At 68.1% G+C, this 517-nt stretch carries 1 protein-coding gene and 1 pseudogene; both read left to right on the forward strand.

The genetic code is table 11. From position 1 onward, the window contains the following. Nucleotides 1-243 (forward strand): annotated as a pseudogene (locus AC1DYX_RS31875) (p-hydroxycinnamoyl CoA hydratase/lyase); the annotation flags it as partial. A 44-nt stretch (nucleotides 244-287) separates the two neighbouring features. Next, the coding region (locus AC1DYX_RS31880; protein ID WP_477266298.1) for an aldehyde dehydrogenase family protein at nucleotides 288-517 on the forward strand (230 nt) is incomplete at its 3' end.

Consider the following 517-nt stretch of genomic DNA (forward strand, 5'->3'; position numbering starts at 1 on the left):
CGCGCTGCCGTGATCGCGCTGGCGGCCAAGCTGCTGGAAAAAAATCCGGTTGTGCTGCGTTACGCAAAAGTCGGTTTCAAGCGCTGCCGGGAGTTGACCTGGGAGCAGGGCGAGGATTACCTGTACGCGAAGACGGACCAGTCCAACCACCGCGACCCGGAGAAGGGCCGCAAGGAGGGCCTGAAGCAGTTCCTGGACGACAAGACGATCAAGCCCGGCCTGCAGAGCTACAAGCGCGCGTAAGACGCGACCCGCTGCAACGGTCAGTGCCAACAAGGAGACCTCTGATGTACGAAACCGATCTGCTGATCGCCGGGCAGGCCCGCCCGGCATCCAATGGCGCAGTGTTCGAGCGGTGCAACCCCGCCACTGGCGGCGTTGCTCCGGCCACCGGCGCCGTCGCCACACTCGCCGCCGCCGCCACCCTCGACGATGTCGACGCCGCCGTCGGCGCCGCGCGCGACGCGTTTCCCGCCTGGTCCGCCATGGCGCCCGGCGCGCGCCGCACCCTGCTGCT

It is taken from the genome of Massilia sp. P2_C2, assembly GCF_056404615.1.